Annotated in this window: 22 protein-coding genes and 2 riboswitches; of the genes, 10 read left to right on the forward strand and 12 right to left on the reverse strand. The window is 58.6% G+C overall.

Annotated features, from left to right (window positions below; translation table 11 throughout):
• Positions 1-70 precede the first annotated feature (70 nt).
• Genes rpsP through ffh form a run of 3 tightly spaced genes read right to left on the reverse strand, consistent with a single transcriptional unit; the run spans position 71 to position 2,377 of the window.
• Positions 71-448 carry a 30S ribosomal protein S16 gene (gene rpsP, locus CFBP5473_RS01815; RefSeq protein ID WP_027673603.1) on the reverse strand — a complete coding sequence of 126 codons (378 nt, stop codon included), beginning with the start codon at positions 446-448 and terminating at the stop codon, positions 71-73.
• A gap of 33 nt (positions 449-481) precedes the next feature.
• Positions 482-799, reverse strand: a complete 318-nt coding sequence (locus CFBP5473_RS01820) for a chorismate mutase (RefSeq protein ID WP_027673604.1) — start codon at positions 797-799, stop codon at positions 482-484.
• A gap of 6 nt (positions 800-805) precedes the next feature.
• A complete protein-coding gene (gene ffh, locus CFBP5473_RS01825) occupies positions 806-2,377 on the reverse strand; it encodes a signal recognition particle protein (RefSeq protein WP_027673605.1) in 1,572 nt (523 codons plus the stop codon).
• A gap of 340 nt (positions 2,378-2,717) precedes the next feature.
• Here ffh and CFBP5473_RS01835 point away from each other — a divergent pair, with 340 nt between their 5' ends.
• Positions 2,718-3,800, forward strand: a complete 1,083-nt coding sequence (locus tag CFBP5473_RS01835; RefSeq protein WP_051441140.1) for an MBL fold metallo-hydrolase — start codon at positions 2,718-2,720, stop codon at positions 3,798-3,800.
• Positions 3,801-3,806: 6 nt separating this feature from the next.
• Here the strand turns inward: CFBP5473_RS01835 and CFBP5473_RS01840 are convergent, their stop codons facing one another.
• The 7 genes from CFBP5473_RS01840 to CFBP5473_RS01870 form a co-directional block, all read right to left on the reverse strand.
• Complete coding sequence (locus CFBP5473_RS01840; protein ID WP_459562891.1) at positions 3,807-5,330, reverse strand: M48 family metalloprotease; 1,524 nt, start codon at positions 5,328-5,330, stop codon at positions 3,807-3,809.
• Positions 5,331-5,584: 254 nt separating this feature from the next.
• A complete protein-coding gene (locus CFBP5473_RS01845) occupies positions 5,585-6,301 on the reverse strand; it encodes a thiamine ABC transporter ATP-binding protein (RefSeq protein ID WP_027673608.1) in 717 nt (238 codons plus the stop codon).
• Positions 6,298-7,923 (reverse strand): thiamine/thiamine pyrophosphate ABC transporter permease ThiP, encoded by a 1,626-nt coding sequence (thiP, locus tag CFBP5473_RS01850; RefSeq protein ID WP_027673609.1) that lies wholly within the window; start codon positions 7,921-7,923, stop codon positions 6,298-6,300. Before thiP ends, CFBP5473_RS01845 begins: the two co-directional genes overlap by 4 nt.
• A 19-nt stretch (positions 7,924-7,942) precedes the next feature.
• Positions 7,943-8,956 (reverse strand): thiamine ABC transporter substrate binding subunit, encoded by a 1,014-nt coding sequence (gene thiB, locus CFBP5473_RS01855; RefSeq protein WP_027673610.1) that lies wholly within the window; start codon positions 8,954-8,956, stop codon positions 7,943-7,945.
• 39 nt (positions 8,957-8,995) lie between these two features.
• Positions 8,996-9,104, reverse strand: a riboswitch (TPP riboswitch).
• A 45-nt stretch (positions 9,105-9,149) separates the two neighbouring features.
• The gene (locus tag CFBP5473_RS01860; RefSeq protein ID WP_027673611.1) at positions 9,150-9,542 is read right to left on the reverse strand and encodes a VOC family protein; all 393 of its coding nucleotides are present in this window, start codon (positions 9,540-9,542) and stop codon (positions 9,150-9,152) included.
• Positions 9,543-9,637: 95 nt separating this feature from the next.
• Positions 9,638-11,464, reverse strand: coding sequence for an ABC-F family ATP-binding cassette domain-containing protein (locus CFBP5473_RS01865; RefSeq protein WP_027673612.1), 1,827 nt, complete (start codon positions 11,462-11,464; stop codon positions 9,638-9,640).
• A 4-nt stretch (positions 11,465-11,468) separates the two neighbouring features.
• Positions 11,469-12,119: a thiamine diphosphokinase gene (locus CFBP5473_RS01870; protein WP_027673613.1), complete on the reverse strand. Its 651-nt coding sequence runs from the start codon at positions 12,117-12,119 to the stop codon at positions 11,469-11,471.
• 89 nt (positions 12,120-12,208) lie between these two features.
• A riboswitch (SAM riboswitch) is annotated at positions 12,209-12,285 on the forward strand.
• A 76-nt stretch (positions 12,286-12,361) separates the two neighbouring features.
• Between CFBP5473_RS01870 and metA the strand changes: the two genes are divergently transcribed.
• Positions 12,362-13,288 (forward strand): homoserine O-acetyltransferase MetA, encoded by a 927-nt coding sequence (gene metA / locus CFBP5473_RS01875; protein ID WP_027673614.1) that lies wholly within the window; start codon positions 12,362-12,364, stop codon positions 13,286-13,288.
• A gap of 81 nt (positions 13,289-13,369) precedes the next feature.
• A complete protein-coding gene (locus tag CFBP5473_RS01880; protein WP_027673615.1) occupies positions 13,370-14,392 on the forward strand; it encodes an aldose epimerase family protein in 1,023 nt (340 codons plus the stop codon).
• Positions 14,393-14,398: 6 nt separating this feature from the next.
• Here CFBP5473_RS01880 and mtgA read toward each other — a convergent pair whose 3' ends face one another.
• Entirely contained in the window at positions 14,399-15,145 is a 747-nt protein-coding gene (gene mtgA / locus CFBP5473_RS01885; protein ID WP_027673616.1) for a monofunctional biosynthetic peptidoglycan transglycosylase, read from the reverse strand.
• A 152-nt stretch (positions 15,146-15,297) separates the two neighbouring features.
• On the opposite strand from mtgA, the gene CFBP5473_RS01890 reads away from it, so the two are divergent.
• The 3 genes from CFBP5473_RS01890 (at position 15,298) to CFBP5473_RS01900 (ending at position 18,031) form a co-directional block, all read left to right on the forward strand.
• Positions 15,298-16,197, forward strand: coding sequence for a polyprenyl synthetase family protein (locus CFBP5473_RS01890; protein WP_037170648.1), 900 nt, complete (start codon positions 15,298-15,300; stop codon positions 16,195-16,197).
• Between the two features lie 208 nt (positions 16,198-16,405).
• A complete protein-coding gene (locus CFBP5473_RS01895) occupies positions 16,406-17,179 on the forward strand; it encodes a transporter substrate-binding domain-containing protein (RefSeq protein ID WP_234881792.1) in 774 nt (257 codons plus the stop codon).
• A 15-nt stretch (positions 17,180-17,194) separates the two neighbouring features.
• Positions 17,195-18,031, forward strand: a complete 837-nt coding sequence (locus tag CFBP5473_RS01900) for an amino acid ABC transporter permease (RefSeq protein ID WP_051441133.1) — start codon at positions 17,195-17,197, stop codon at positions 18,029-18,031.
• 13 nt (positions 18,032-18,044) lie between these two features.
• On the opposite strand, the gene CFBP5473_RS01905 is transcribed toward CFBP5473_RS01900, so the two are convergent.
• On the reverse strand, positions 18,045-19,337 hold the full coding sequence (locus CFBP5473_RS01905; protein WP_027673620.1) for an MFS transporter: 1,293 nt from the start codon (positions 19,335-19,337) through the stop codon (positions 18,045-18,047).
• Between the two features lie 445 nt (positions 19,338-19,782).
• Between CFBP5473_RS01905 and leuC the strand changes: the two genes are divergently transcribed.
• The 4 genes from leuC to ftsY all read left to right on the forward strand — a co-directional run bounded on the left by leuC (position 19,783) and on the right by ftsY (position 24,993).
• Complete coding sequence (gene leuC / locus CFBP5473_RS01915; RefSeq protein ID WP_027673621.1) at positions 19,783-21,192, forward strand: 3-isopropylmalate dehydratase large subunit; 1,410 nt, start codon at positions 19,783-19,785, stop codon at positions 21,190-21,192.
• 150 nt (positions 21,193-21,342) lie between these two features.
• Positions 21,343-22,245, forward strand: coding sequence for a diaminopimelate epimerase (gene dapF / locus CFBP5473_RS01920; protein ID WP_027673622.1), 903 nt, complete (start codon positions 21,343-21,345; stop codon positions 22,243-22,245).
• Positions 22,242-23,516, forward strand: coding sequence for a tRNA (N(6)-L-threonylcarbamoyladenosine(37)-C(2))-methylthiotransferase MtaB (gene mtaB, locus CFBP5473_RS01925; protein WP_027673623.1), 1,275 nt, complete (start codon positions 22,242-22,244; stop codon positions 23,514-23,516). The genes dapF and mtaB overlap by 4 nt, the downstream gene beginning before the upstream one ends.
• Before the next feature lie 22 nt (positions 23,517-23,538).
• Entirely contained in the window at positions 23,539-24,993 is a 1,455-nt protein-coding gene (gene ftsY / locus CFBP5473_RS01930; RefSeq protein WP_027673624.1) for a signal recognition particle-docking protein FtsY, read from the forward strand.

Below are 24,993 nucleotides of genomic sequence, written 5' to 3' on the forward strand. Positions count from 1 at the left end.
AAGCGGAATTAAAACATGAAAACGGGTGGCGCGGAAACCGCACCACCCGTCTTTGAATTCAGACTGTCGATTACTCGGCAGCGGATGCTTCAGCGGCAGCAGCAGCGGCGTCTTCAGCCTTCTGCTTCTTCTCGGCAACGCGCTCGAGAGCCTTCTTGCCTGGCTTTGCCTTTTCAGGGTTGTTGCGTGCGTCGCGCGTGGTGATGCCAGCTTCTGCGAGGAAGCGCAGAACGCGGTCGGTCGGCTGTGCGCCCTTTGCAAGCCATTCCTTTACCAGGTCGGCATTGATCTGGATGCGGTCGGCGTTGTCCTTGGCCAGCATCGGGTTCCAGGAACCGACCTTCTCGAGGAAACGGCCGTCGCGTGGCGAACGGGCGTCAGCAACAACGATCTGGTAGTACGGGCGCTTCTTGGAACCACCGCGTGCGAGACGAATTTTCAGTGCCATGTTGAGTTCTCCTTATAATGGCTTGCCCGCCGGTCAGGCGGTCTTGTCGAGGCCGCTGTGTTCAGCGGCGATTGCTTCATGATGCCGGATGACTTCCTTGATGATGAAGTTCAGGAACTTCTCGGCGAAATCCGGATCCAGATCGGCGTCCTTGGCCAGACGGCGAAGGCGTTCGATCTGGTATTCTTCGCGCGCCGGGTCCGCCGGCGGCAATTCGTAAGTGGCTTTGAGAACGCCGACAGCCTTTGTGCGCTGAAACCGTTCCGCCAGCATGTGCACCAGTGCGGCATCGATATTATCGATGGACTGGCGGTATTCAGAGAGTTTTGCTTTCACTTCGGTATTAGTCATGATCGCTCACTTCTTCTTGCCAAAACCGGGAAGGCCCGGAAGCCCGCCGAGACCGGGCAGCTTGCCTCCACCTAGGCCGGGAAGCCCACCGGGCAATCCACCGAGACCCGGAGGCATGGCGCCCGGTTTGCCGAGGCCCGCAGCCTCTGCCTGTTTCTGAAGCGCTTCCAGCTGCTTGGGGTCCATATTGGCGAGATCGGGCATCCCGCCCATTCCACCGCCAAGACCCATCTTGCCAGCAAGGCCACCCATCATCTGCTTCATGATGCCGCCCTTGCCCTTGCCGCCCATGGCTTTCATCATGTCGGCCATGCCGCGATGCATCTTGAGCAACTTGTTGATTTCGGCAGCATCGGTTCCGGAGCCGGCAGCGATGCGCTTCTTGCGGCTATGTTTCAGAATATCCGGGTTGGCGCGCTCGGCCTTGGTCATCGAGGAAATGATGGCGATCTGGCGGTCGAACATCTTGTCGTTCATGCCGGATGCGGCCATCTTGTCCTTCATACCAGCCATGCCGGGCATCAGGCCCATAATGCCGCCCATGCCGCCCATCTTCTTCATCTGGCCAAGCTGCTCTGCCAGATCGTTGAGGTCGAATTTGCCCTTGGCCATCTTCTCGGCCATGGCGCGGGCTTTTTCGGCATCGATATTTTCTGCCGCTTTTTCGACCAGCGAAACGATGTCGCCCATGCCAAGAATACGGTCTGCGATACGGCGTGGATGAAACTCATCCAGCTCGTTCATGCGCTCGCCGGTACCGATCAGCTTGATCGGCTTGCCGGTGACGGCACGCATGGAAAGGGCTGCACCGCCACGGCCGTCGCCGTCCATACGGGTCAGCACGAGGCCGGTAATGCCGACGCGCTCATCGAAGTTGCGCGCCAGATTGACGGCGTCTTGACCGGTCAGCGAATCCGCGACCAGCAGGATTTCATGCGGCTTGGAATTCTTCTTGATGTCGGCCATTTCCAACATCAACGGCTCGTCGATGTGGGTACGACCGGCGGTATCGAGGATCACGACATCGTGGCCGCCGAGCTTTGCCGCCTGCACGGCGCGCGAGGCGATATCGGTCGGCGACTGGCCCGCGATAACCGGCAGCGTATCGATACCGGTCTGCACGCCGAGCTGACGCAGCTGTTCCTGCGCTGCCGGACGCCGCGTATCGAGAGATGCCATCAGCACCTTCTTCTTTTCGCGGTCCGTCAGGCGCTTGGCGATCTTGCCGGTGGTCGTGGTCTTACCCGAACCCTGAAGACCAACCATCATGATGACGACGGGCGCAGGGGCGTGAAGATCGATGGACACGCCTTCGGAACCCAGCATCTCGACAAGTTCGTCATGAACGATCTTGACGACCATCTGGCCGGGCTTGATGGATTTGAGAACCGAGGCACCGACGGCCTTCTCGCGCACCTTGTCGGTGAAGGAGCGAACGACTTCCAGCGCCACGTCCGCTTCCAGAAGCGCACGGCGAACCTCACGCAGCGCTGCGGAAACATCGGCTTCCGAAAGCGAGCCACGGCCGGTCAGTCCATTCAGAATGGAGCCAAGGCGGTCCTGGAGGTTTTCAAACATCGTTTCATCCTTCTTCGTTTCGGGTTACCCGAAACGTCGGTGCTTTTGCTATCAAAAACAAGACGCCCAAGAGCGAGCATAGCCAAAAACCACCCGAGGGCGCATCGCGCTGTCGGGTGTTGACCTCCGGGATCTCTTTATACCTTTGCGGGTCCCGGTCGGCGGCTTGGAGTCTTGAAACTGCCAGCTGATCGGGCGGGATAAACATGAAATGCGCGGGGAAGTCAAGGCAAGTCGGGCCTTTTCGCTGAAACGCCTTCAAATTGACGTCTTCGTGAAAGCTTCATCTTCCCCTATTCGAACGCTTGTAGACAGCCCGTCACCCTCCTATAGCTTATCCATGAACCGCCGAAACTTCTTTCGCCTCTCCGCCATTGGCGGCCTGCTTTTAGCCAGCGGCGGCATTTTTGCCAGCCGCTCCTATGCCAGCGCCTATTATAACGGTCCTATTTCCGACCATTTCGACGGCGTGCGCTTCTTCAACCCCGATGGGGAGCAGCCGAACGGCTTTGGCGATCTTTTAAAATGGCGTTTCAACGGCCAGCGGGCGCAATGGCCGGAAAATTATCCGAGCCCTTTTCCCACAGCCAAGCCGGACCAGCGCGTTGAGGGAAAAGACCTCCGCGTGACGTTCGTCGGCCACGCATCCTTCCTGATCCAGACGGCGGGCCTGAACATTCTGGTCGATCCGGTGTGGTCGGAACGGACCAGCCCCTTCAGCTTTGCGGGACCGAAGCGCGTCAATCCGCCGGGCATCCGTTTCGAAGACCTGCCACCGATCGATCTCGTTCTGGTGACGCATAATCATTACGACCACCTCGATCTCGACACGCTGCACCGGCTGCATGTCGATCACAAACCGTATTTCGTCACACCGCTTGGCAATGACGCGATCATCCGTACCAGGGTGCAGGCCGCAAAAATCTCAGTCGGTGATTGGGGCGATGCACTTGCCGTCAGTCCCGATGTCAAAATCCATTTCGAGCCCTGCCATCACTGGTCCGCGCGTGGTTTGAACGACCGGCGGATGGCGCTATGGGCTGCCTTCGTCATCGAAACGCCGGGCGGCAAGATTTACCACATCGGCGATACGGGCTTTCACAGCGGCATGAATTACCACGCCGCGGCAAAGAAGCATGGCGGCTTCCGCCTCGCCAACCTGCCCTTCGGCGCTTACGAGCCACGCTGGTTCATGAAAGGGCAGCACCAGAACCCGGCGGAAGCGGTAGAAGGCATGAACATTTGCGGCGCCCAATATGCGTGCGGTCATCACTGGGGCACGGTGCAGCTGACGGATGAGTCTATCGACGCACCCATCATCGCGCTCAAGGCGGCACTTGGCGATCAGGGCGTCTCGTCCGAGCGCTTCCGCGCAATGCGACCGGGCGAAGTCTTCGACGTGCCCTCGGTTCAGGCGATTTAGGGTGCTTTATTCCGCAATGATCTTCACTCGTTGCCCCGGCTGAACCGCAGCCGTGGTGCTGAGCGCGTTGAGAACGCGAAACAGTTCAAGTTTCCGGTCCGTACCCATCATGCGCGCGGCGAGAGACGCAACAGTTTCGCCGGGCTTTACGGTTATTACCCGCACGCGAAGCGGCTTCAGCGCGGCTATTTCCGATGGCGTCATCTTGCGGAAGCTGGAACGCAGAACGTTCGCCACCGTATCCAGCTGTGGGCTACCCTTTGGCACCGCCGTCAGGAAGCGGAAAATCTGGTCACCGACGCGAATGACGGTGACATCGAAATCCCATTTGTCCGCGCTGGCGCGGGCCGTGGCGGCGGGCAGTCCATTCACCTGAATTTCGCGAACCGTTTCCGGCAGCAAACCGGCAACCCAGCCGCTGGTCAAGTAATTCGGCAGGCTCGTCTGCTTGGGGTCGGCCACACCGTCGAATCGAATGGCCATATCGCCCGGCCCCGTCGCCAGAACGGCTTCGACCTTATTGTCGATCTGGAAACCGTCCGGTACATCGAAGCGAATGCCGAGATTGCCGTGCAGGAACGTGTTGCCGCGGACATAACCTTCCTGCGGGCTATCGCCATAAAGCAAACCATCGATACCATTCAGGAACCAGTCGCGACCCTTGTCACCCACCTCGCCTTCCTGCCCGAAGGCGCGGGCATGGCGCTTGGCAAGCTCAATACGCTGCGGCGTGTTCGGGTGGCTCGAAAGAAAGTCGAGGCTCTGGTCGCTATCCGGATCGGCGGAGGTGAAGCGCGCATAGGCCGCCATGGAATCGAGGAAGCGGGGAGAGGCGTAGGGGTCATAGCCCGCCTCGCCCAGCATCCGAACGCCGATGACATCCGCCTGCAATTCCTGCTGGCGCGAGAAGGCGGCAAGACGCAGCTTGCCGCGCGCAAGCGCCTGCTTGCCAGCAAGATCACTGGACAGAACTTCCGCCACCACACGGCTCGCGATGACTTCGGCCTCTTCGCGGCGCTGACGCTCGATGCCGTGGTTGGCCGTTACGTGACCCATTTCATGCGAAAGAACGGCTGCGACTTCCGACGCATCATTGGCAAGCGCCAGAAGACCGCGCGTCACATAGAGGTAGCCGCCCGGAAGGGCGAAGGCGTTGATCGCCGGAGAATTCAAGATGGTGATGCGATAGGACTGCTGCGGGTTTTCAGAAACCGCCGTCAGCGCACCTGCAATTCTGGCAACGAGACGTTCGGTCTTGTCGTCATGATATTCGCCGCCATAGCTCGCCACGATGCGCGGATGCTCACGCGCGCCCATCTGCGCGCGCGGATCGTTCTTCTGCACCTCTTCCACGGTTTGCGGATTGTCGGACGGTTTCAGCGAAGACTGGTAGGCGGGGCTGAACAGCGACTGGCAGGACGTAAGCATAAGCGATGCTGCGGTCAGGGCGATAATGCCCCGGCCCGACCTGACCCTGTTTACAATTGTCTGACCGGAGGTGCGGCCCTCTAAGGCCTTCACACGCGTCATCATTCTGCCAGTCTGCTCCTAACGTTCCTGATCATCCGTTATAAGCAGACCAGAATACCAGATTTACCCCGATGGGCACACAAATGCTCGAACTGCGAAAACGATCCATAGCGTGGAAATATTCTGACGAAAGATGGTGTCGGCATATTTCTCAAATAGTTGGTTCAGATTCGCAAGTGCAAAATATGCGGACCATCAGTGTGTATTTGCAGGGTTGACACCGCGCCGCGTCCAAATTGTGGCACTGCGGCAGGCTAAAGATCAAGAAAAGTACCGATTTCGTGAATATCCGTCGCAGCGAAGAAAGACTGCGTGTCTCCCTGAAAAACGATTCTGCCGGAGCCAAGAAAAACCACCTCATCGGCAAGACGACGTATGTCATCCGGGTGATGAGTGACGAGTAGAACCGTATTGTTACTTTCCAGATGCAACTCTTTCAAAAGCGCCGCCATGCCCGCCCGCAGACCCGGATCGAGCGCTGCGAAAGGCTCGTCCAGCAGCATGATGGATCGCTTGCGCACGAGCGCGCGGGCAAGCGCGGCGCGCTGACGCTCACCGCCCGACATGCTGGAAGGCAGCCTTTTCTCGAAACCGGCAAGCCCCACCCGTTCCAAAGCGGTCCTGATGGATTCACGTTGCGCCTGCGAAAGCCGAAGCGATGGATCGATGCCAAGCCCGACATTGGTGAAGACATCCAGATGCGCGAAGAGATTATTGTCCTGAAAGATCAGCGAAACCGGACGCTCGGCAGGATCGTGATTGCTCACATCCTCTTGCCCGATCAGAACGCGCCCGGAATCCGGCTTTTCGAAACCGGCAACGAGATTGAGCAGTGTCGACTTGCCTGAACCGGATGGCCCAACGACCGCCGTTACCTTGCCGCTTTCGAACAGGCAATCGAAGGAAAAATCCTGTTCGCCCAGCGTCAGCGCTACCTTGTCCAGACGGACGCCCGATGCCTGCTCACTCATGCCGCCGCCTTTGCTGGATTGGATTGTCGCGAGACACCGCCCGCCGCCAGACACAGGCAGATGACACCCAGAATGAAGGCATAGCCCGCCGCATCATTGGTTCTGTAACTGCCCATATTGCTGTAGACCAGCCAAGGCAACGTCACGAAACTCTCAGAGCCGAAAAGTGCAACGGCACCGAGATCACCCAGTGAAAGCGCCATCGCGAAGGAAAAGGCCATGGCGAACGGACGCCAGAGCACTGGCCAGTCGATAAGGCGGAAACGCGACAGACCACTCATGCCGAGACTTGCCGATAGCTTCCCCGTTCGAGCCTGATGCGTGATGAAGGCTGGCTCTAGCACCCGCATGACAAAGGGCAAGGCCATCAGCATATTGATGAGTGCCACCAGCGCCGGAGCATAAACCGCGACATCGCCAAGCGGACGCAGGAGCAGAAACCAGCCGCTGCCAAGAACGACGGGCGGCAGGAGGAGAACGAGTGATGCGCCTGCGCCGAAAGAGGCGGACAGGAATCTGGCGGATACACCCGCTTTCCTGTTTTCGGTGATTACCTGACGCGCCCGGCTGAGAGCGACCGAAATCAACGTTGCCAGCAACGCCGAGACGACCGCAATCGACAGGCTGGTCAAAGCCGCACGAAGAAAAATCTGCGTGCCGAGAAGCCGCGTTAAATCTGCTGTTACGCCTGAGGCCGCTACCGCGACCAAAGGCAAGCCAACCCAAAGGATCAAGAGCAGAATTGCCGTTGCATCCCACAGGCGCGTTAGAATGCGGCCACCATCGAACCGTCTTGCGTTACGCCCATACGTTTGCCCTTCGGCATCCGCTACAGGCAAAAGCGAGAGAAGCACGAGCAGAAGGCCCGTCATGACGATTTGCATCAATGACAGGGCGATGGCGCGCGGCGGATCGAAATCGAACCGAAGCGCCTGATAGATCGCAACCTCGATAGTCGTCGCTGCTGGCCCTCCGCCAAGCAGCAGGACGAGGGTAAAGCTGGTGGCGCAGAGCATGAAGATGAGACCCGCAACACCCGGCACCAGCCGCTGAACGACCGGCCATTCGATAAAGCGAAAAACGGACCATGAGCCCATGCCAAGGCTGGCGCTCATCCGCCAGTACTCGCCCGGTATTCTCTCAAGCCCTGCCAGAAAGAAGCGCACGGCAAGCGGCAGATTGAAGAAGACATGGGCGATGAGAATGCCAGACAAGCCATAAATACTGAAGGGCTGCTCCGCACCCGCGGCCAGCAGCGCCGTGTTCAGCAAACCCTGCCTGCCCCAGATGGAAATCAACCCGAGAGCGCCTACAATGACTGGCAACCCCATGGGAACCGCCATCAACCGTATGATCCAGATGCGACCGGGAAAATCGGCCTGACGCGCCAGCGCCAGCGCCACGGGCAATCCAAGAACGACTGAAAGCACAGTCGAAAGCGTCGCCTGCCAGAGCGTGAAGCGTAGGATGCGCAACGTATAGGTATCGAAAAGAGCCTCCGAAGCAGCACCCGTATCGAAAGCCAGCAGCGCAGCGACGGCGAGCCCAATGAACAGAAGCACGGTGATGAATGCCGCCGTGCCGCCGATCAAGAACCTGCGTCTGTCGCTGCGCGCGATCATGTAACGCGACCTTTCGCGCTTACTTCACGCTCATGGCCGTCAGCCATTCGTCGATCCACGCCTTGCGGTTCTTTGCCACCTCTTCAGGCGACATCAGGAACGTCTTCGTCGGCTGGACGAGCTTGCTGAATGCATCCGGCAACGGTTGGGACGTTGCCGTCACCGGCATCATCCAGTTGTTTTCCGGAATCGCATCCTGAAAGCCCGGCGTCAGAATGAAAGCGAGGAACTGCTTGGCAAGCTCCTTGTCCGGCGCATTCTTCAGAATACCGGCCACTTCGATCTGGATGTAATGGCCTTCCTCGAAGCTCGCTGCCTGATACCGCTCGCTATGCTCGGCAACCATGTGATAGGCAGGAGAGGTGGTGTAGGAAAGCACCATCGGCACCTCGCCCTTGGTGAACAGGCCGTAGGATTCCGACCATCCCGGCGTCACCGTCAAAACGCGGTTCTTGAGCTTCGCCCAGGCTTCCGGCGCCTTATCTCCGTAGATCGATTTCACCCAGAGCAGAAGCCCGAGGCCCGGCGTCGATGTGCGCGGGTCCTGAATGGCAATCTTCTGGGACGGGTCGCCCTCGACCAGTTCCTTCATGCTTTTCGGCGGGTTCTTCGTCACCTGCGTATCGTAGACGACGGCGAAGTGGCCGTAATCATAGGGAACGAACACATCATCCTTGAAGCCGCCCGGCACCTTTGCGGAAGAACTATCGATCCCCGAAGCTTCGAAAAGTCCGGTTTGCTTTGCCTCGGCAATGAGGTTCGTATCGAGACCCACGACGACATCCGCCTTGGAGCCCGTACCTTCCAGCTTCAGCCGGTTGAGCAGCGCAACACCATCGGCCACACCGACGAAATTGACGGTGCAATTGCAGGTTTTTTCGAAAGCCTCCTTGACCTTGGGGCCGGGACCCCATTCGGAAACGAAGCTTTCGTAAGTATAGACCGTCAGTACCTTCTTATCCTGCGCTGCGGCGAGGCCGGGCAGAAGAAACGACGAGGCAACAAGGCCAGACAGGAACAAACGACGCAGCATCAGACACCTCCTCGAATGGGCAAACGGGAATAGGCGTCTGGATGGAAGCCGTCTAATCCCTCCGCCGGTGTTAACCGGATCAGGTTCTTCGGGTTGGCAGATGCCTCTCAGCCCTGTCTCTCAAGACAAAGCACCCCGTTAGATCTTCGCGAAGATGTAATCGCACATGAGGCCGTTGGCAAGGCGCAAGCCGTTACGCCTGCTCGGTCATATGCACCAGTTCCCAGACATGCCCGTCAGGATCCTGAAAGCTGCCTGCATACATGAAGCCATGATCCTGCACCGGCTTCCATTCGCGCCCGCCCGAAGAGAGCGCCGTCGCCAGCATGCTGTCTATCTCGTCGCGGCTGGAGGCTGAAAGGCAGGTCAAGACTTCGGTGCTGCTATTGGCATCCGCAATATCGCCGTTGATGAAGTCCCGGAACCGCTCTTCCTGAAGAAGCATGACGAAGATGTTCTTCTCCACGATCATGCAGAGCGTGCGCTCATCCGAATATTCCGGATTGAAACTGAAGCCGAGCGCGGTGAAGAACGCTTTCGACGCCTCGATATTCTTGACCGGTAAATTGACGAAAATCATGCGCATGGTCTGGGTTCCTCCCGTTTTGAATAGGAAAACGTAAATTCGCTTACCTGTCAAAGACGGTTAAGGAGAGACGATCCCAACAAGAGCAGGAATTTTTATCCTTCCAGCTCTTCCCGCAGCATCTCCAGTTCCAGCCACTCTTCTTCCATGGCCTCCAGCTTGTGCCTTAGCTTTGCCATCTCGTCGGCCAGCTTGTTGAATGCGCCGGGGTCTTTGGCGAAGAGCTGCGGATCGGCCATGCGTTCCTCACGCTTGGCAATTTCGCCCTGCGTCTGCTCCATCTCCTTGGGCAGATTTTCGAGCGCGAATTTCTGCTTGAAGGACAGCTTGCCCTTGGCCTTGGACGGTTCCGAAGCCGCAGCAGTGCTTGCGGTGGATTTCGCCTTATCCTGCTTTTCCGCCCGGCGCTTGTCATCGGCAGCGCCTTTGCGCTGCGCCATCATATCGGAATAGCCGCCAGCATATTCGATCCAGCGTCCATCCGGCGCATCCGGGTTGGCGGGTGCGATGGTTGAGGTCACCGTGCGGTCGAGGAAATCGCGGTCGTGGCTGACGAGAATGACGGTGCCGGAAAAATTCGCGACGATTTCCTGCAACAGATCGAGCGTCTCGATATCGAGATCGTTCGTCGGCTCATCGAGGATCAGAAGATTGGTCGGCTTGGCTAGAATGCGCGCCAGAATGAGGCGTGCACGCTCACCGCCGGAAAGCTTGCGGATCGGCGTGCGCGCCTGTTCCGGCTGGAACAGGAAGTCCTTCATATAGCCGGTCACATGCTTGACCTCGCCATTGACCAGCAGGTTGTCGCCGCGCCCGTCCGTCAGGTAATGAGCAAGCGTATCCTCGAGGTTCAGGTCCTCACGCTTCTGGTCGAGAGTGGCGATTTCGAGCTTGGTGCCGAGCTTCACCGTGCCGCTATCCGGTTCCAGCTGGCCCGTCAGCATCTTCAGAAGCGTCGTCTTGCCAGCACCATTGGGGCCGACGAAGCCGATGCAATCGCCGCGATTGACGCGCAGGGAGAAGGGCGCAACGATGGTGCGATCCCCATAGGACTTGGTGATGGTATCCGCTTCGATCACCAGCTTGCCGGATTCGCGACCCTCCGTAACCGTTGCCTGCACGGTACCCTGTGGGCCGGTGTGCCCGCGATAGGCCGCGCGCATGTCCCGCAGTTCGCCCACACGGCGCATGTTGCGCTTGCGCCGCGCCGTGACGCCATAGCGCATCCAGTGTTCTTCACGCTCGATAGCCTTGCCGAGTTTGTGCTGTTCCAGCTCTTCCTCTTCCAGAACCTTGTCGCGCCATTCCTCGAAATGGGCAAAGCCGCGATTGAGGCGACGGGATTGCCCGCGGTCGAGCCACACCGTTGCCGTCGAAACCTTTTCAAGAAAGCGGCGGTCGTGCGAGATCAGCACCAGCGCGCTGCGCGTCTGCTGCAATTCGCCTTCCAGCCATTCTATGGTGGGCAGATCGAGATGGTTGGTCGGCTCGTCCAACATCAGGATATCCGGCTGCGGCGCCATGACGCGCGCAAGCGCTGCGCGACGGGCTTCTCCACCGGAAAGGCTCGCCGGATTTTCCTGTCCGGTCAGCCCCAGATGCTCCAGAAGATAGGTGACGCGATAGGCATCATCCCCCGGCCCGAGACCGGATTCCGCATAGGCCTGCACCGTCTCGTAACCACCAAAATCCGGTGCCTGCTCCAGATAACGGATCGTAGCGGAGGGATGGCGAAAAACCTCTCCGGACTGTGCCTCCACCAGACCGGCAGCAATCTTCATCAGCGTCGATTTGCCGGAACCGTTGCGACCGACAAGGCAGATGCGGTCGCCCGGCTCCACCTGGAAATTGGCGCCGTCCAGAAGCGGCGTCACGCCGAAGGTCAGCTTGATATCGTCGAGTTTCAAAATGGGAGGTGCCAAGGCATCAGGCTCCGGTCAAATCATAGGGACGGGCAAGGACGATGGCCTTGCCGCTTTTGAGGCGAAGGTGCACTTGCCCTTCAGCCACGTTGGAAATAGTGCGCGACGAGCCGAAGGCAAGCGCGAAATCGGTGAGGGGATAGCGGACATTCTCGATGTCGAGCCCCTCGAGCGCGGTAAATCCCGCCACGGAAAAGAGAGACCCGGCAGGCAGATCCAGCACCAGTTCCTTGTCCAGCAACGGAAAAGCCTCCTCCTCGCCGGAGGTCAAGGTCACGTCGAAACCACGCTCCGCCAGCGCCACCGCGTAAAGCAGATGGAACAGTGCATGATCCGACCGCTCACCCGCCAGGGCACCCACAAGCGTCAGCCGCTTGGCGCCACGCGCCAAAGCCTCCGACACGGCAATCTCGCCGTCCGTTTCACCCTTGGCTGCCGGAAAGGGCTGTTGCAAAACATCCGGCCAGCGCTTGATGAGATCGGAATCCGAGGAATCGAAATCACCCATCCAAAGCTCTGGCGTAAGACCGAGAGGCTCGGCGTGGCGCATGCCGCTATCGGCTGCGATGACGCGTGTGTCCGCAACCGACTGGCGCAACCGGTCGGTCACGACGATATCGCCGCCCAGCAGAATGGTGAAATGATCCGAAGTCATGCCCTGCCTTATCGTGAAACGACCCCTCAAGGAAGGCTGAAACCGCCAGCAGACCGTCGATATTGATTTTTAGCCCGGACAGGATTATGACAGCCGCCAGTGGTGATTTGCCGACCGGCTTGCAGCCACTTTAAAGAAGTCGCTAAAGGGTCGAGGAAACAGGCAATTTCCGAGGACCGGTCGCGATTTCGCTGCCGGTTTTTTTGTTTTCACGGCTTTGCGCCTGAAAGTGAGAGTTCGAGATGCCCATCAAGATTCCCGATACGCTGCCTGCTTTTGAGACCCTCGTGAACGAGGGCGTGCGGGTGATGACCGAGACCATGGCGATCCGTCAGGATATTCGCCCGCTCCAGATCGGGCTTCTCAACCTCATGCCGAACAAGATCAAGACGGAAGTCCAGGTGGCGCGCCTCGTCGGCGCTTCGCCGCTTCAGGTGGAGCTGTCGCTGATCCGTATCGGCGGGCACCGCGCCAAGAACACGCCGGAAGAACACCTGCTTTCCTTCTATGAAACATGGGAAGAGGTGCGCCACCGCAAATTCGATGGCTTCATCATCACCGGTGCGCCCGTGGAAACGCTGGCTTATGAGGACGTGACCTATTGGGATGAAATGCGGAAGATTTTCGAGTGGACGGAAACGAATGTCCATTCGACGCTGAACGTCTGCTGGGGCGCGATGGCGGCCATCTACCACTTCCACGGCGTGCCCAAGCATGGCTTGAAGGAAAAGGCCTTCGGCGTTTACCGCCACCGCAATCTCAGCCCTGCCTCCATCTATCTCAACGGTTTCTCCGATGATTTTCAGGTGCCGGTATCACGCTGGACGGAAGTTCGGCGTGCCGATATCGAAAAACATCCCGATCTTGAAATCCTGATGGAATCCGAAGAGATGGGCGTGTGTCTGGTGCATGAAAAGCGCGGCAAGCGTCTCTATATGTTCAATCACGTCGAATATGATTCCACATCCCTGTCGGACGAGTATTTCCGCGATGTGGATTCCGGCGTGCCGATCAAGCTGCCGCATGACTACTTCCCGCACAACGACCCGTCACTCACGCCGCTCAATCGCTGGCGCAGCCACGCGCATCTGTTCTTCGGCAACTGGATCAACGAAATCTACCAGACCACACCATACGAGTTGGACAATATCGGCGATAAGGCTGCCTGATCGGCTCTGCATTCAGACGTTGCGCCGGGCCGGAAAATGACGCAACCTCCGGCGCAACTGAACCGATTTGGAGAGAACGGGATGAGCGAAGCGGCCGCACGGGAAAATTTCGGCTTCACGCCAACAGGTGAAAAGGTCGAGCGGGTTACCATTTCCGCCGGTGGCCTGACCGCAAAGGTCATCACCTGGGGCGCGGTCATTCAGGATGTGCGCCTCGAAGGCCATCAGCCGCCGCTTGTGCTCGGCTTCGACAATTTCGATTATTATCCAAAATACTCATCCTATTTCGGCGCGACACCCGGCAGAAATGCCAACCGCATCGACAGCGGAAAATTCTCCATCGATGGCAAGAGCTATCAGCTTGAACTGAACGAGAAGGGCATCACTCATCTCCACGGCGGCAGCGACGGCACCGGCAAGCGCAACTGGCTGATCATGGAGCATGGCCCAAGCCACGTCGTGCTTCAAATCATCGATCCCGATGGCCGCGCCGGCTATCCCGGCAACTGCACCATTACCGCGACCTACACGATCCGCGAAGGCGGCGTGCTTTCGGTTCTCTACGAGACGACGACGGACCAGCCGACCATCGCCAATATCTGCCAACATTCCTACTTCAATCTGGATGGAGCCGAAACCGCTCTCGGTCACGAAATCGAAATCGCCGCCGACCATTATCTGCCGACGGACGACCGCCAGATTCCGACCGGCGAAATCCGCTCCGTGGAAGGCACGGCCTTCGATTTACGGAAGACCACGCCGATGAAGCGTGAGGAGAATGGCGAGCAGGTTCTTTACGATCACAATTTCTGCCTCTCGGCAGAACGTGTGGCAAAGCGCAAGGTCGCCCGCGTCCACGCACCGGCATCCGGCGTGTCGCTTGAAGTTCACACCACCGAACCCGGCGTCCAGCTCTACACCGCCTTCAAGCTGAACACCGCCGTTCCCGGCCATGATGGCAGACATTACGGCCCCTTCGCAGGCTTCTGCCTGGAAACGCAGATCTGGCCGGATTCCGTCAACCACGAAAACTTCCCGAAGGCGATCCTCCGCCCCGGCGAGACGCTGGTCCAGGAAACCGACTATATCTTTTCGAAAAGCTGATACGGCTTAGTTCAGGACGCAACCGACATAGGCGCCGGAACCCCTGGCCCGGCGCTCTATCAACCCAGCCAGACGCTGCATGCCGCGACCGGGTTTGCTTGCAACCCGATCAATGGGATTGGGCAGGGCAACAGCAAGAAGGGCCGCCTGACGCGAGCTCAGCTTCGAAGCGGGCACCTTGAAATGATGCTGCGCAGCGGCTTCGATGCCATAGATGCCGGGACCCCATTCCGCAATGTTGAGATAAATCTCCATCATCCGCTTCTTGGACCAGACGAAATCCGAGACGACGGCAAGCGGCAGTTCCAGCCCCTTGCGAATGAAAGAGCGGCCATTCCACAGAAACAGGTTCTTGGACGTCTGCATGGGGATGGTGCTTGCGCCGCGCGTGGATTCACCTTCCAGTGCGCTATTCACCACCGTCTGCATCTGGTTCCAGTCTACGCCGCCATGGGAACAGAACTGTCCGTCCTCGGACATCATCACCGATTGCACCAGGCGCGGCGAAATATCCTCCAGCGGCACCCAGCGACGGTCATAGCCTTGGAAGGTGACAAGATCAGCCAGCATCAATGTCGAAACGGGACGGATGAATGGAAGCGCATAGACCGGGATCAGCAGGTAAGGCAGGATGAACAGAGCGACGAAAAAGATCACCACGCGTTTGACGAGGTTTCGGACATCCACCTTCGGCTTGCTCCCATCCTCCGGTCGCGCTTCATAATCCGTCTCGCTGTCCGGCGTACTGCTCAAATCCCGTCCCCACTGGTTCAGATCAAGCCTTTCATATTCCGCATGAACCATCAAGGCTACTCACGATAACGAAGTTCCGCCCTCGTTACACAAAACATTTGCCAGCCATTTTTCCCCATGCGAAACAGCCGCTGACACAAGGAACGCTCACCATGACCTTCGAAATGCGGCTGCGCGACAATGCGATGAAGACGGAAGCTCTGCTGGCGGAACTGCTGGCCGATGCAACGGGCGAGGACGAAATCGCTCGCCCGGCCAATCTTCTTGCCGCCATGCGCCACGGCGTTTTGAACGGCGGCAAGCGCCTACGCCCCTTCCTCGTCATCGAGACGGCAAAGCTGCTGGGCGGTAACGAAAACGCCGCGTTGAGGGTGGGTGCCGCACTCGAATGTCTGCACTGCTATTCGCTCGTTCATGACGACCTGCCCGCCATGGACGACGATGACATTCGCCGTGGCCAGCCCACCGTGCATAAGAAATTCGACGAAGCCACCGCCATTCTCGCAGGCGACAGCCTTCTGACGCTGGCCTTCGACATCATCGCGGCCCCGGAAACGCAGCTTTCTGGAGATCAGAAAACGGCCCTCGTGCTTTCGCTCGCACGCGCTGCCGGGATCGGCGGAATGGCAGGCGGACAGGCGCTTGATCTTGCCGCAGAAAAGCAGGCGCCAGACGAAACCGGCATCCTGACTTTGCAGGCTATGAAGACGGGCGCGCTGCTGCGTTTTGCCTGTGAGGCAGGAGCAATCATCGCCGGAAACGATGCTTCCGACAGAAAAACACTCCGGAGCTTCGGCGAAAAAATCGGCCTCGCCTTCCAGCTCGCCGACGACCTTCTGGACCTCACCTCCGACGTCGCCACGATGGGCAAAGCGACCGGCAAGGACGCTGCGCGCGGCAAAGGCACGCTGGTCGGCCTGCGCGGAGAAGAATGGGCACGCGCGAAACTACGCGGACTGGTAGTCGAGGCTGCGGAATTGCTGAGACCTTATGGGGATAAGGCAGAGACACTTGCCGAGGCAGCGCAGTTCATTGCTGAACGGAAGAGCTGAGTACACGCTCCAGAGTGGCTCAAACCCCAGGATGACGCAAGGCGGTGAGGTTGAACGGGCATTCCGGCAAAATTCACGTTAGGAGACCTAGCGGTATTCTAACCGCGCCGCTTTCTTTGAACGTAAATCTCTTGCGCCGCGGCTTTAAAGCGTGTCATTTTCCAGCGCTGTTCGCAGGAGAACCAAATTGTTCAGACGCTCGTTTTTCATCGCTTTTGCCGCCGCCGTGTTTTCGCCGTTTCTGGCATCCGCTGCCGATTTGCCTGACCTGAAGGGCAAGGAAATTTTGGTTGTGACGGAGAACGCCTACCCGCCTTTGCAATTCGTTGATCCGAAGACGGGTAAGGCCATTGGCTGGGAATATGATGCGATGAATGAGATCGCAAAGCGGTTGAACGCGAAAGTCGAGTATCAGAATGCATCCTGGGATGCGATGATACCCGCGGTTTCCGCTGGGCAATATGATATCGGCATGACCGGCATCAGCATCAAGGAAGAGCGCAAGGAGAAGGTCGATTTCTCTGTTCCCTATATGCGCTCGGAAATGTTCATGCTGGTGCGGGCGGATGAAAATCGCTTCACCGATGCCAAGAGTTTTGCCGCTTTCGAAAAGGGTCTCGTGGGCGCGCAGGCGGGTACGACGCCTTTCTATACCGCCGTCTATGATATTCTCGATGGCAACGAGCAGAACCCGCGCGTCAAGCTGATGGAGACTTTCGGTGCGACGGTGCAGGCCTTGCGGGCGGGGGATGTCGATCTGGTTCTGACGGACGGCGTTGCTGGCAAGGGCTATGTCGATGCTTCCGACGGCAAGCTGAAGCTGATCGGTGGCCCTCTGGGTGGTGATGATTTCGGTTTCATCTTCAAGAAGGGGTCGGATCTCGTCGGTCCGATCAATGCTGCCATTGTGGCACTGAAGGCGGATGGCACGTTTGCCGCGCTGGATAAGAAATGGTTCCTGGATTACAAGCTTGGCGAATAAGCCGATGAACTACCTATGCTCGCAAGGGTTTGCGGCGTGACGGGTCCGCGTTCCCGCCATGCAGCCGATGATTTTCCATGGTGGCTGGTGGCGTTGATCGGCATCGGCGTTGTGCTGGCTGTCGTCATCGCCGTCAACGGCATTTATGCGCAGGTTTTCACCACCGTCATCAACGGCATCGGCATGACGATATTCGTTACGCTGGTGGCCTTCTTTCTGGCGTGCCTATGCGGGCTGTTCATCGCGGTGCTCGGCATGGCGGATAATATCGTGCTGCGGCAAATCTCGCGCTTCTACATCGAAACCATGCGCGGCATCCCGATCCTCGTCGTGCTGTTTTACATCGCTTTCGCCGGTGCGCCGGTGCTCGTGGATGGCATTAACTGGCTGCTGACGCCGTTGGTGCAGGCGGGGTGGGTTGAGCCGATGATGGTTCGGGATTTTTCGCTGACATGGCGGGCGATCCTTGCACTGACCGTGTGCTATGGCGCTTTCATTGCGGAAATATTTCGTGCCGGTATCGAAGCGGTCGATGTTGGCCAGGGTGAGGCTGCAAAGGCGCTTGGCCTCAGCCGCTACCAGCGCTTCCGTCTCATCACCTTCCCGCAGGCCATCCGCACGATCTTTCCGCCGCTTTCCAACGATTTCGTTTCGATGGTGAAGGACAGTTCGCTGGTCTCGGTTCTTGGGGTGGCGGATATTACGCAGCTTGGAAAGGTCTATGCGGCTGGTTCGTTTCGCTTTTTCGAGACCTATTTGATCGTCGCTTACGTCTATCTCATTCTGACGCTTGGGCTTTCACTGATCCTGCGGCGCATCGAAAAGACAATGCGCCGCAAGCAGGGACGTTGAATGCGCTTTCCGGTCAGGCGTGAGAACCGGTTTGCGATTGCAGCTGGGACGCGATCATGCGGCCCGCAATGATGACGAGAACGCCTGCAATGGCGAGGCATGCGGCCAGAAAGAACATAGGTGCAATCGTGCTGCCCGTTTCATCGCGGATCCATGGCACGACATTCTGGGCGACGAAGCCGCCGAGATTGCCGACCGAGTTGATGGCTGCAAGGCCCGCCGCTGCGCCTGCCCCCTTGAGGAAGCGACCCGGCAGGCTCCAGAACACGGGCTGACCCGCAAAAATGCCTGCTGCTGCGACGCAGAGGAAAGCAAATTGCAGAGCGGGCGAGGTGAGAAGCGCCGACATCAGCAGGCAGACAGCGCCGATGAAGGCAGGGGCGACGATGTATGCGGTCTTCTTTTCCGACCGGTCGGCAGCCGATGGCACGACATAGAGGGCAACGGCGACAACCAGCCATGGAATGATATTGATGAAGCCGTTGGCGGTGTTGGACACACCGAAGCTTTTCACGATTGTCGGCAGCCAGTAGCTGAGACCATAGGCCGCCAGCGGAAAGCCCACATAGCAAAGCGACATGAACAGGACGCGTGGGTTGATCAGCGCGCGGAAGCCATCTTCGGCATGTTCTTCCATGCCGGAGTTTTCAGAGGCGATGCGCTTCTGCAACCAATCTTTTTCCTCGCGCGACAGGAATCGCGCCTTTTCCGGCGTGTCGTCCAGATAGAAAATGGTGGCGATGCCTGCAATGATGGCAGGAATACCCGTTGCGAGGAAGACCCATTCCCAGCCCGCATAACCCCACAGACCATCCAGATCGAGCAACATTCCGCCAAGCGGTGCGCCGATGGCGTTGGCGAGCGCGCTGAAGATCATGAACAGGCCGACCATGCGGCCGCGATAATCGCGCGGGAACCAGAGTGTCAGAAGGTAGAGAACGCCGGGGAAGAAGCCCGCTTCGCAGACGCCGAGAAGGAAGCGCAGGACATAGAACATGGTCGGGCTGGTGGTATAGGCCAGAGCAATAGTCACGAGGCCCCAGGAGATGATGATGCGGGCAAACCAGAGTCTGGCGCCGAAGCGGTTGAGCAGCAGGTTGCTCGGCACCTCGAAAATGAAGTAGCCGATGAAAAACAGCGATGCGCCAAGACCATAGGCATATTCGCTGAGGCCAAGGTCGCCGACCATTTGCAGCTTGGCGAAGCTGACATTCTGGCGGTCGATATAGGCGATCAGGTAAAGAAGCCCCAGAAACGGCATCAGCCGCCATGTGATTTTTGAGATGAGTGCTTTTTCAGATACCAAGACGTATCCTCCCCTGTCGGCTGCAAATCACATGCAGCCACGATGCGATAAGGTGTCCCAGCCCCGTTCACGGTCGCGTTATAACATCGTGAAGTTGACTATGCGCAACCCCTAACGCACGAAACGGGAAATCTTTCCCCGCGAAGAAAAATCCCGTTTATTTCCGAAGCTGGTCACTCACCTGTCTTCGCGCCGACACGCGTGCGGATGTATGTTGCCGAGAAAATGCCGATCTGCTATGACATCCGCCATGGGATCGAAATTCGGATGTCTCGCGCAAAATGTTTTCGTGTTGCAGGACCACAAGCGTCTGCCGGCACGCTTTTTCGCGCGCATCGCCGGGGCGCTCAACAGCCGACTTACGTTCGCCTGATGGCCTGATAAGGCTGTCAGCCTTTATTCCAAGACCCAATTCCTGTTTTCAAAAAATCGAATGGATAAAGCCATGAGCGCACCGCGTACTCTGTATGATAAAATCTGGGATGATCACGTCGTCAACCGCGATCCAGATGGAACCTGTCTTCTCTACATCGACCGTCACCTGGTGCATGAGGTGACGTCGCCGCAGGCTTTCGAAGGCCTGCGTATGGCCGGTCGTCCCGTTCATTCGCCCACCCGCACGCTGGCCGTGGTGGACCATAACGTACCGACCACCGCCGACCGTCTGGAAGGCATCAAGAACGAAGAAAGCCGTATTCAGGTCGAAGCGCTGGCGCAGAACGCCAAGGAATTCGGCCTCGAATACTATTCAGAGCGCGACAAGCGTCAGGGCATCGTCCACATCGTTGGCCCCGAGCAGGGCTTCACGCTGCCGGGCATGACCATCGTCTGCGGCGACAGCCACACTTCCACCCACGGGGCTTTCGGCGCCTTGGCGCACGGTATCGGTACCTCCGAGGTGGAGCACGTTTTGGCAACGCAGACGCTGATCCAGAAGAAGGCCAAGAACATGCTGGTGCGTGTCGATGGCAAAATTCCGGACGGCGTGACCGCCAAGGACATCATTCTTGCCATCATCGGTGAAATCGGCACCGCTGGCGGTACGGGCCACGTCATCGAGTTTGCTGGTGAAGCGATCCGCTCGCTCTCCATGGAAGGCCGCATGACGGTCTGTAACATGACGATCGAGGGCGGTGCGCGCGCGGGTCTGATCGCGCCTGACGAAACGACTTTCGACTACATCAAGGACAAGCCACGCGCGCCGAAGGGCGAGACGCTGGAGCAGGCAATCGCCTACTGGAAGACGCTGAAGTCCGATGAGGGCGCGCATTACGACAAGGTTGTGGTGCTGGATGCAGCCAACTTGCCCCCCATCGTTTCCTGGGGATCTTCGCCGGAAGATGTGGTGTCGGTTCAGGGCATTGTTCCCGACCCCGAAGACATCGGCGAAGAGAACAAACGCAATTCCAAATGGCGTGCGCTGGATTATATGGGCTTGAAGCCGGGTACCAAGATGACGGATATCGCCATCGACCGCGTCTTCATCGGTTCCTGCACCAATGGCCGTATCGAGGATCTGCGCGCTGCCGCAAAGATCGTGGAAGGCCGCAAGGTTGCACCGACCGTGTCTGCCATGATCGTTCCGGGCTCCGGCCTTGTGAAGGAGCAGGCGGAAAAGGAAGGTCTGGACAAGATTTTCCTCGAGGCCGGTTTCGAATGGCGTGAGCCGGGCTGTTCCATGTGCCTTGCCATGAATGACGACCGTCTGGCACCGGGCGAGCGCTGCGCCTCGACCTCGAACCGCAACTTCGAAGGCCGTCAGGGTTACAAGAGCCGCACGCATCTGGTCTCACCCGCTATGGCGGCTGCCGCTGCCATTGCCGGCCACTTCGTCGATGTGCGCGAGTGGCAGTAAATAGCGATTTCGCTTGAGAAACTCTGCACCCTCGGATCGCTCCGGGGGTGTTTTGTTTCTGGCTGGCGGGTGGTAATCCTCTCGCAATTCCGCCATATAGAGGCAAAATGCGGGAGAAATGCTCCGCTGATCTCGAACAGGTTCAATATCATGACGCAGACGGTTGAATTCGCGAAGATGAACGGGCTTGGCAACAAGATCCTTGTTGTCGATATGCGTGGCCGTAAAGACATGGTGACGCCGCAGGCGGCTATCGCCTTGAACGCGGATGCAGACACCGCTTTCGATCAGATCATGGCGATCCACGATCCACGCGTCGATGGTACGGATGCCTATATCGATATCTTGAATTGCGATGGCACCAAGGCTCAGGCCTGTGGCAACGGCACGCGTTGTGTCGTACAGGCGCTGGCGTCCGAGACCGGCAAAAAGGCTTTCACCTTCCAGACCGTGGCGGGCATTCTGAATGCCACCGAGAATGAAGACGGCATGATTTCCGTCGATATGGGGACGCCGCGTTTTCGCTGGAGCGACATTCCGTTGTCGGAAGAGTTTCACGATACCAGCCGCATCGAATTGCAGATCGGGCCAATCGATAACCCGATCCTCCATTCGCCTGCAGCTATGTCCATGGGCAATCCGCATGCCGTTTTCTGGGTGGACTGCGATCCCATGGAGTTCGATCTGGAGCGGATGGGGCCGCTGCTCGAAAGCCATCCCATGTTTCCGGAAAAGGCCAATATCACGCTGGCGCAGGTCATTTCCGATAGCGCCTTGCGTACCCGCACATTCGAGCGTGGCGCAGGTCTGACGCTTGCCTGCGGCTCGGCTGCCTGTGCCGCCGCTGTTTCTGCGGCAAGAACCGGCCGAACGGGTCGCATTGTTGAAATCGACGTTGCTTCCAGCCCGGTTCGCATTCCGCTGACCATCGAATGGCGCGAGAATAATCACGTCATCATGACAGGGCCTGCCGAATGGGAATGGGCCGGGCGCGTCGATCCTGTCACGGGCAGCTGGGCGCGCGATGCAGAGGCTCAGCAGGAGGCCTTATGAGCGGTGTCGAGGTCATAACCTTCGGCTGTCGCCTCAACACCTATGAATCGGAAGTGATGCGGGCCGAGGCCGAGAAGGCAGGGCTGAACAATGCCGTGCTGGTCAATACCTGCGCCGTGACGGGCGAAGCCGTGCGGCAGGCACGTCAGGCCATTCGCCGTGCGCGGCGCGACAATCCGCATGCGCGCATCATCGTCACCGGTTGTGCCGCCCAGACGGAAAAGCAGACTTTTGCCGATATGCCGGAAGTGGACGCCGTGTTGGGCAATGAGGAGAAGCTGAAAAGCACCTCCTATCGTGCATTGCCGGATTTTGGCGTGTCCGCGGAAGAAAAGCTTCGCGTCAACGACATCATGAGCGTGAAGGCCACCGCGCCGCAGATGGTGAAGCACATCGATGGGCATGTGCGGGCCTTCATTCAGGTGCAGAATGGTTGCGACCATCGCTGCACCTTCTGCATCATTCCCTATGGTCGCGGCAATTCCCGCTCGGTTCCCATGGGGGCCGTTGTCGAGCAGGCGCGCAAGCTGACGGAAAGCGGTTATCGCGAAATCGTGCTGACCGGGGTCGATGCGACGAGCTACGGCGCAGATTTGCCGGGCGAACCTTCGCTGGGGTATCTGGCAAAAACACTGCTGAAGCAGGTGCCGGATATTTTGCGGCTTCGGCTGTCCTCCATCGATAGCATCGAGGCGGACAGGCATTTGATGGATTTGATTGCGGATGAAGAGCGCTTCATGCCGCATCTGCATCTGTCGCTTCAGCATGGCGATGACATGATCCTGAAACGCATGAAGCGCCGCCATTTGCGCGACGATGCCATTCGCTTCTGTCGCGATGTCCGGGCTCTGCGTCCCGATATCGCTTTCGGTGCGGACATGATTGCAGGTTTCCCCACGGAAACCGATGAAATGGCGGAGAATGCGGCGACGCTTGCGGAGGAATGCGGCATTTCCAGCCTTCACGTCTTCCCCTACAGCCCGCGCCCCGGAACACCTGCTGCCCGCATGCCGCAACTGAATCGAGCCTTGGTCAAGGAGCGGGCGGCAAAACTGCGTGAACGCGGAGAGGTTCTGCGCGTTAATCACTTAGGCGCGATGGTGGGTAGCGAGCAGACAATACTGGTTGAAAACAACGGTTTTGCCCATACGGACAACTTTACCCTTGTCGCTGTACCCGATCTTGCGCCGCGCACTCTTGCGCGGGTTGTGATTACGGGTCACAACGGTAAGCACTTGAAAATGCAATGTCTGACGGCGCAAGCGGCCTGAAGAATTAAGAGACGGAACAGTCATGGCCCTCGGCTTCATCAAAAAAGTCTTTTCGTTCGGCAAGGACAAGGCCGAAACCGATAAGCCCGAGGGTGAAGAGGCCACGCTTCATCAGGAAGAGCGCAGTTCCTTCGAAGAGGCTTTGAGCGAAGCCGAAGCCCATACGCTGCCCGCCGAAGACCCTGTTTCCAACATCGAGATGGAAACTGCCGGTGGTCCGGCGTCCGATGCTGCCGATGATGTCGCTCAGCCTGTAGTAGCAGGAGACGAGGATGCTCCGCTTCTGCCCGGTGCCGACCAAGTCGGAGATATCGGCATGGTGCCGCTGTCGCTTCTGGAGGCGGAAGCTGCCGCCGGGGAGGCGGTCGATGGCGTTACCGACGATGAGGTCTCGCCGGACGCGCCGCTCGATGAAACCGCGATGGACGATCTGCTGGATGAGGCCGAAGCTGTCGACGAAGAGCCGGAAGTCTTGGGTGCCTCTGCCGTTCCGGCTGCTCTGCCAAAGGGCTTCTCGTCCGCTGCGGATCGCGTTGAGCCCGTCGAGGCCGCCCCTCAAGCTAAGCTGACATGGTTCCAGCGCCTGCGTGCCGGTCTCGCGCGTACCTCATCGCAGCTGACGAGCCAGATTTCGGCGCTGTTCACCAAGCGCAAGCTGGATGACGACACGCTGGATGAGCTGGAAGATCTGCTGATCCAGTCCGATCTGGGTGTCGAGACCGCCATGCGCATTACCGGCGCATTGTCGTCCGAACGTTATGGCAAGGATGTAAGCGGCGAAGACGTGGCCAAGATCATGGCGGCGGAAATCACCAAGGTTCTGACGCCGGTCGCCAAGCCGCTGGAGCTCGATCTTTCGCACAAGCCACATGTCATCCTCGTCGTTGGTGTCAATGGCACGGGCAAGACCACGACCATCGGCAAGCTTGCGGCCAAGCTTTCGGGCTCCGGCCTGAAGGTCATGCTGGCGGCGGGCGATACGTTCCGTGCGGCCGCCATCGAGCAGCTGAAAATCTGGGCGGATCGCACCGGCTCCGAATTCATCGGCACCAAGCTTGGGGCGGATGCGGCGGGTCTCGCTTACGATGCCTATGAACAGGCGCGGGCAAAGAAGAGCGATGTCCTGATCATCGACACCGCTGGTCGTCTCCAGAACAAGACGGAGCTGATGGCGGAGCTGGAAAAGATCGTGCGTGTTCTCACCAAGCTCGATCCCGAGGCGCCGCACACCGTGCTTCAGACTCTGGATGCGACGACCGGGCAGAACGCCATGAATCAGGTGGAGATTTTCCGCAACGTTGCCGGGGTCTCGGGCCTGATTATGACAAAATTGGATGGCACGGCGCGCGGCGGTATCCTCGTTGCCATCGCTGCCAAGCATAAGCTGCCGGTCTATTTCATCGGCGTCGGCGAAGGCGTGGACGATCTGGAGCCCTTCGAAGCGGACGATTTCGCCAAAGCGATTGCAGGAGTTTGA

The organism is Agrobacterium larrymoorei, from assembly GCF_005145045.1.
Taxonomy (GTDB): domain Bacteria; phylum Pseudomonadota; class Alphaproteobacteria; order Rhizobiales; family Rhizobiaceae; genus Agrobacterium; species Agrobacterium larrymoorei.

Excerpts from the sequence above, each read along its gene's own strand:
- CFBP5473_RS01860 (WP_027673611.1), bottom strand. The coding sequence starts at position 9,542 with ATGCGCATGATTTTCGTCAATTTACCGGTCAAGAATATCGAGGCGTCG.
- CFBP5473_RS01835 (WP_051441140.1), top strand. The coding sequence starts at position 2,718 with ATGAACCGCCGAAACTTCTTTCGCCTCTCCGCCATTGGCGGCCTGCTT.
- metA (WP_027673614.1), top strand. The coding sequence starts at position 12,362 with ATGCCCATCAAGATTCCCGATACGCTGCCTGCTTTTGAGACCCTCGTG.
- leuC (WP_027673621.1), top strand. The coding sequence starts at position 19,783 with ATGAGCGCACCGCGTACTCTGTATGATAAAATCTGGGATGATCACGTC.
- thiP (WP_027673609.1), bottom strand. The coding sequence starts at position 7,923 with ATGATCGCGCGCAGCGACAGACGCAGGTTCTTGATCGGCGGCACGGCG.
- CFBP5473_RS01880 (WP_027673615.1), top strand. The coding sequence starts at position 13,370 with ATGAGCGAAGCGGCCGCACGGGAAAATTTCGGCTTCACGCCAACAGGT.
- thiB (WP_027673610.1), bottom strand. The coding sequence starts at position 8,956 with ATGCTGCGTCGTTTGTTCCTGTCTGGCCTTGTTGCCTCGTCGTTTCTT.
- CFBP5473_RS01890 (WP_037170648.1), top strand. The coding sequence starts at position 15,298 with ATGACCTTCGAAATGCGGCTGCGCGACAATGCGATGAAGACGGAAGCT.
- ftsY (WP_027673624.1), top strand. The coding sequence starts at position 23,539 with ATGGCCCTCGGCTTCATCAAAAAAGTCTTTTCGTTCGGCAAGGACAAG.
- CFBP5473_RS01820 (WP_027673604.1), bottom strand. The coding sequence starts at position 799 with ATGACTAATACCGAAGTGAAAGCAAAACTCTCTGAATACCGCCAGTCC.
- dapF (WP_027673622.1), top strand. The coding sequence starts at position 21,343 with ATGACGCAGACGGTTGAATTCGCGAAGATGAACGGGCTTGGCAACAAG.
- CFBP5473_RS01840 (WP_459562891.1), bottom strand. The coding sequence starts at position 5,330 with ATGACGCGTGTGAAGGCCTTAGAGGGCCGCACCTCCGGTCAGACAATT.
- CFBP5473_RS01900 (WP_051441133.1), top strand. The coding sequence starts at position 17,195 with ATGCTCGCAAGGGTTTGCGGCGTGACGGGTCCGCGTTCCCGCCATGCA.
- mtaB (WP_027673623.1), top strand. The coding sequence starts at position 22,242 with ATGAGCGGTGTCGAGGTCATAACCTTCGGCTGTCGCCTCAACACCTAT.
- CFBP5473_RS01870 (WP_027673613.1), bottom strand. The coding sequence starts at position 12,119 with ATGACTTCGGATCATTTCACCATTCTGCTGGGCGGCGATATCGTCGTG.
- rpsP (WP_027673603.1), bottom strand. The coding sequence starts at position 448 with ATGGCACTGAAAATTCGTCTCGCACGCGGTGGTTCCAAGAAGCGCCCG.
- CFBP5473_RS01845 (WP_027673608.1), bottom strand. The coding sequence starts at position 6,301 with ATGAGTGAGCAGGCATCGGGCGTCCGTCTGGACAAGGTAGCGCTGACG.
- ffh (WP_027673605.1), bottom strand. The coding sequence starts at position 2,377 with ATGTTTGAAAACCTCCAGGACCGCCTTGGCTCCATTCTGAATGGACTG.